General features: G+C 32.3%; 3 protein-coding genes and 1 pseudogene. 1 reads left to right on the top strand and 3 read right to left on the bottom strand.

Features of this window, described 5'->3' with window-relative positions; all coding sequences use genetic code 11:
* Positions 1 to 314: 314 nt before the first annotated feature.
* The 3 genes from kaiC to F6K22_RS29325 form a co-directional block, all read right to left on the bottom strand.
* The gene (gene kaiC / locus F6K22_RS29315; RefSeq protein ID WP_293106236.1) at positions 315 to 1,874 is read right to left on the bottom strand and encodes a circadian clock protein KaiC; all 1,560 of its coding nucleotides are present in this window, start codon (positions 1,872 to 1,874) and stop codon (positions 315 to 317) included.
* A gap of 1,397 nt (positions 1,875 to 3,271) precedes the next feature.
* On the bottom strand, positions 3,272 to 3,586 hold the full coding sequence (gene kaiB, locus F6K22_RS29320; protein WP_293106238.1) for a circadian clock protein KaiB: 315 nt from the start codon (positions 3,584 to 3,586) through the stop codon (positions 3,272 to 3,274).
* Positions 3,587 to 3,918: 332 nt separating this feature from the next.
* On the bottom strand, positions 3,919 to 4,890 hold the full coding sequence (locus F6K22_RS29325; RefSeq protein ID WP_293106241.1) for a circadian clock protein KaiA: 972 nt from the start codon (positions 4,888 to 4,890) through the stop codon (positions 3,919 to 3,921).
* Positions 4,891 to 5,318: 428 nt separating this feature from the next.
* Between F6K22_RS29325 and F6K22_RS29330 the strand changes: the two are divergent.
* Positions 5,319 to 5,772 (top strand): annotated as a pseudogene (locus F6K22_RS29330) (hypothetical protein); the annotation flags it as partial.

The raw sequence follows: 5,772 nt of genomic DNA on the forward strand, positions 1-5,772 counted from the left end.
TCAAGGCGCGAATTATTTAATTATTAATTATTAATTATTAATTTTTCGGTAATACTTTCACAATAAAAATAGCATAATGGTAGAATCTTCAACTCCCCAACTGCAACTACAACTTTGCGATCGAGTTGTAGGGTGGTGAAGAATCCCCACGTCTTTAGGATGGATAGGATATCCACAATATCATGTTCAATTTTTAAAATCAAGTATGTTTAAGTACATTTTAAGTAAAACTTAATATCCTATTTTTCCTCCTAGATTTTAGCGTAATTGAGGTTAAATAAATCGCACCATTAGCAAAGGATTTATTCTTGATATTATTCCTCTGTTGTCTTTTCTTGAACTCCCTGAATAATTCTAGACAATTCACTTTTTTCATTCACTGTAATTCTAGTTGGAGAACCACTAATAATTCCTTCATAACTACGGAAAGAGTCTTTTATATCAGGACCTTGTGCTGTAATTGTATATTCTCTAATACCTTTATCATGCCATGAACCACGCATTTTAAACACATTAATAGCACGAGACATTTCGCCACGAATTTCTACATATTGAAGCATCAAAATTGTATCAGTAATAGTAGAAATATGGGAATCTGTAATAGAATTAGACCCCATAAACTGATCGGTAGTGTTAGTAAAAAAGCCTGTTATTTCTTCTTGCTTGGCAAAACCAGTTACCCCAATGACAAATTGTCTAAAAGCATTATTACTTACTCCTCTTGCCAAAGCAGATAAAGAGTCAATAGCTATTCTAGATGGTTTAAAATCAGCAATTTCTGATTTAATAATTTGTAGGTGGTCTTCTAAACCTGATGATTCTGGGTAAGTACACAGAATTCTTAATAATCCTTTTTTTTCTAGTTCTTCAAAATCTATACCCCAAGAAGAGGCATTACGGAACAATTGAGCCCTCGATTCTTCATAGGCAAAAAGCATCGCAGGTTCATTATTTATACAACCATTTTCTATAAATTTACTTACTAAAAGAGTTTTTCCCGTACCTGTAGCGCCAGTTGCTAATATAATTGAATCTTTAAAGAAACCACCACCACACATTTGATCGAGAATTTCATCCCCAGAAGAAACCCTAACATTAGAAGAACGTTGAGTTAATCGCATCGCTCCCAGTGGGAATATATTTACACCATCATTAGTAATAGTAAATGGATATTCCCCTTTCATGTGAGTTGTACCCCTAAGTTTTAGTATTTCTATTGTCCGACGTCTACGTTCACCTTCAAGAGCATTACGCACAATAACAACATTATCAGAGACAAACTCTTCTACTCCAAATCTGGCCACAGGTCCATATTCTTCTACTCTTTCTGTAGTCATAATAGTTGTTGCCCCAACTTGTTTGAGTCGTGCAACTAAACGAAATATTTCTCTTCTGACTACCGAAGCAGCATCATATTGTTGAAATACAGCAGTTACTGAATCAATAGAAACTCTTCTAGCTTTATACTTACGAATTGCATATTGAATTCTTTCTATTAAAGCAGATAAGTCAAAATTGCCAACTATGTCTTGTCCCTCTGGGTCAGGAGAAGCGTCTAATATAAATAATTTCCCATCATCAACTAATTTCTGTAAATTCCAACCAAAACTGTAGGCATTTTTAATAATATCCTGTGGAGATTCTTCAAAAGTAACAAATACTCCAGGCTCATCAAAATAGGTAATTCCATTATAAAGAAATTGAATAGCAAACAATGTTTTTCCAGTTCCAGATGTACCACTCACTAATGTTGTTCTGCCAACTGGCATTCCTCCATGACTGATGTCGTCAAAACCCTCAATCATGGTCTTAATTTTCTCAACTCCTACAGTTGCTATTCTGTCTCTTTTAATAGACTCACTATTTTCATTCATATCTTTAAAATCTTTAAAATATTTAAAATTAGAAAAAATTTGGCTAGGGGTAAAAACAGAAGCTGAAATCTTACCTAAATATCATCAAACATACTTTTTTTCAAATTTTAAACCTCGTCCTGGAAAGACGGGCTTTTGGTGGTAGATAGTCAAGCTTATGTTATTATAGAGCCAGTAACTGGAGTTCCCATTGGGTAAGTTTGGGTAATTTCAGCAGAACGGTTTCCTGATATATACCCTGAACATTTATATCACACAATACAAAAATTAATTTGAGGTTTTTCCCGGCCTGTTAGAATTAACTCTCCTCTGCAAGAGGTAGCTCTTCTTTGAGGAAAGCTCCTCTACAAAAGGCAATAAGTAGGCAGAGAGATGGTGGGAATACTTACTCGGTTTCCTCATTTCGCGGGACTTACCTTAAGATTAATTATCTCTTAGGGGAAATTTTTAAAAAGTTTCGCCATTCAATAAAACTAACTAACTAGCCTAATTGAGTTGACTCCAGTTTGCTATATTGATAGCATACTTACCCTAGCATTATAGTTCCCTCTACTATGAGATAGTATTTTGCTAAATCTTGATTTTAGGAGTTGCACATTAAACGAATAATAATTAATTTTCAACTATCTATTATTTGAAGAAATACTCATTGAAAGAGTGTGGCGTATTTCACTCATTGGTTGAACTTTACTAATTTTATCAAACAGCAATAATATACTAGATAGACCTTCAACCAAACTTAATATAGCTGCTAATAAAAGCAGATTAATTAAACTAATTTTGATAATTTTTCTGCTCTGAATAAATCCCATATTATATCAAGCGCGATCAATGTTTGCTGCACTTTCTTGAGTAGGGTCGGAGGGGAGTGGGGGAGTGGGGGAGAAGTCAAAATAAAAATAATTAATACTAACTGGCTAATAATTATTAAAAAGATTATTGGCTTGTGTTAATTACTGAATCATTGAAGTGTTGTCTAAGTATAGCATTAATGCATGGTAATTGGTATATATACCTCACCCTTGTTGAGAAACCCTCTATTTTGAACTAGAGTAAGCGAAAAACTGGCACTTTTTTCTGTGAAAAAAGGCTAAATAATTTACAGATAAAGGCTTTTAGAGTCGATCGGCAAGCCCTATTTATACTGAATTAAAAAAAGATCTTTACAGTAAAGTTGGGATCAAAATCTTAAGAGAATTACTGCCAAGTTAGGGGCTATAAATCAAATTATGCTGTTGGCTAAAAAAAAATATTATACTCTAAAATATTGTTTTTTATTCAATTTTTGCCATATTTGACTCTAATCTAAAATAAATATTATGAATTATTATATCCTGAATTATGACTGCTGAATCCTACCAATAAAGCTAATATAGCAACATTTTATTAAATTGGTATTAGAGATTATATTCCTCTTCGTTAAGTTCTTCATAAAGTAGATCCAATCCAATTAACACCTTTTCCCGGTCTGAAAGATCTCCAATGATTTTTCTGACAGGTGGGGGTAATATTTTTGATAAAGTTGGTGTAGCCAATATTTTATCTTCTTCTGCTAGCTGAGGATTTTTCAATACGTCTATTACTTTTAAGGCATAAACCCCTTGGAATTCTTGTTCAAGAATTTCTTTGAGTGTTTTTAATGCCCGCACAGAATTAGGGGTATTTCCAGCAACGTATAACTTCAAAACATAGGTTTTCTTCAGAGGACTCATAGTTATTCTCAAGTAGTTTTTTCAGCTTGTTTGAATAGTTTTTCCTTGATGAAGAGCCGATTTAATAATACTTTAACCTCAATCAAAACAGAGAATTTTTGTTTAGGAATTAATTAATTGATTAAATATATTTACAGCTCAAAGTATTAAGTCTTCTTAGTAAGACAGAAATCAGATTTTAGATACTAAATTTAAAATTAAATAAAAGTTATTTGTCTATCTTTTTATATACCTTGAAGTTATTAAACTTACCTATTCCTACACAAGCATTTAGATTAGCATTGGCCTACTATAATCTTTTGCTAGTTAATTTTTATTTAATAATCTAGTTCTCAAGATTCTCTAGGAATAGAACGTCGGTACATTTCACACAGGTGTGCTATTGTATCTATAAGAGTTAATCGATAATCCAGCAACATTTCCTCACTACGTCCTTCTAACTTTAGTTGTTTAGCAAATTCATCCATTAAATCCATATGAATTTCTACAATTTGTGTTACAGGAATATCTGAGAAAAAACATAGGTTAACAAACTCATCTATTCTATTATTTAGGGAATTATCCTGAGAAAAATATTTGAGAACAATGTGACGATATTCTAACTTAAGTTGGTCTACAAACTTACGGCGCTCCCCTGGAGCCATATTTCTAATAAAATTTGCGGGATTTCTTTTGTAGTACACACCTAGGTATCCTAATCTTTCCCTTAATTTTGTATATAATCTGTGTTGCTGTTGATGAAGTATATTTTTAGTATGATCATCATTAGGTTGACTAAATATTTGAGATTCATCTTTTGAGGAACTAGCAGGAGAAAGTGTCAGAAATTTTTGAATTGCCTGCTCAATATAAAAATCTATTTGGCTCAGTTGATTGGTTAATAATGGAATTTCTGCTTGATGGTAAATAAAATTTTGATACTTTTGCTGGGGATTGTATTTAGTTAAATCATTATTAACTAACTCCTGAGTTTCTGGATAATTTTCTGACTCAGATTGTTTGATAATTACAGCAGGTAATAAAATAGATTTATTGTGTAACTTATGTATCAAAGAAGTTAGTTCAGAATACTCTTGGAATAGAAGACAATCTATGTTAGTATTCTCTTCGATAAGCTGGACAAATTCTCGGCGAGAGTTAGTTAGTGCCACAAGATAGCGCTCTCTACTCAGTAACTTGGTTACTGAAGTAGCAAATTTATCATCATGCAAATATATACAGATAGATAGTTGAGTAGACAAAATTTTAGATACAGTAGCTAAGTCTGGGTTAGGTTGAAAATCTGTAATTTGAGAAATCTCCATAACAAAATAATTTTATTACATTCAATTCGTCAACAAATAATGTAATAAATATTAACATAGACAACCTCTAGAGTTTGAGTAAGGAGGATAGCATGAAGAATATAGCTATATATGAATATAGGTTCAGCAAAATTATTTTGAATTTTCTTACAAGACCTCCAACATAGCATTACCTGAAAGGAGGAGTATTAATCCTATATCTGTATACTGCCATAAATATTCAATTCTGTCATCATTAGCATCAATGTCAAAATTTTAGCTAACTATAAGCCCAACGGGATTTTCCTACCAGGTGTTAACCTAATTATTGTTAATTATCTGTGGACAGATGTAGGGATAAGGGTTTCCGTTCTGAATGGCCTAAATTATAGTCCGGTTAGTCAATATACCCTTAATGAATATATTTCAGCTTATATACCCGAACTGTCATGTTAATACCCTACACGACTTTAAGAAAATTTATATCTCCTATATCAGTATGCTTAGACACAGAAAATTTGCAGGTAGTATGGTCAATTTTCTGTAGAGAAAAATGTAACGAGTTAGTAGTAATAAATAAGGCGCACCAACCACTAGGATTAATTTACTTACATAATTTAATTCCTTATATAGTCTCAAACTCAGAAACCAAACTACTTAAAACTCATATTTCTATAGGAAATTGGCAACAACCTCTATCTGAAGCAAGTTCTTTGACATTGAGGAGTCTGAGAATATTACCAGCAGATTTAACTGTTGATAAGTTATGGCCATATCTCCAGCCAAAATCTGAACAACAGACTAATCAAGAATCTCATAGTTTACCTATTGCTGTTGTAGATACAGAAGGTAAATTTTTAGGGTTGTTAGATAGTTGGCGTATATTAGAATTTATTTCTACAA

The organism is Okeania sp. SIO2F4 (genome assembly GCF_010672385.1).
Lineage (GTDB): Bacteria > Cyanobacteriota > Cyanobacteriia > Cyanobacteriales > Microcoleaceae > Trichodesmium.

Excerpts from the sequence above, each read along its gene's own strand:
- kaiB (WP_293106238.1), bottom strand. The coding sequence starts at position 3,586 with ATGAGTCCTCTGAAGAAAACCTATGTTTTGAAGTTATACGTTGCTGGA.
- kaiC (WP_293106236.1), bottom strand. The coding sequence starts at position 1,874 with ATGAATGAAAATAGTGAGTCTATTAAAAGAGACAGAATAGCAACTGTA.
- F6K22_RS29325 (WP_293106241.1), bottom strand. The coding sequence starts at position 4,890 with ATGGAGATTTCTCAAATTACAGATTTTCAACCTAACCCAGACTTAGCT.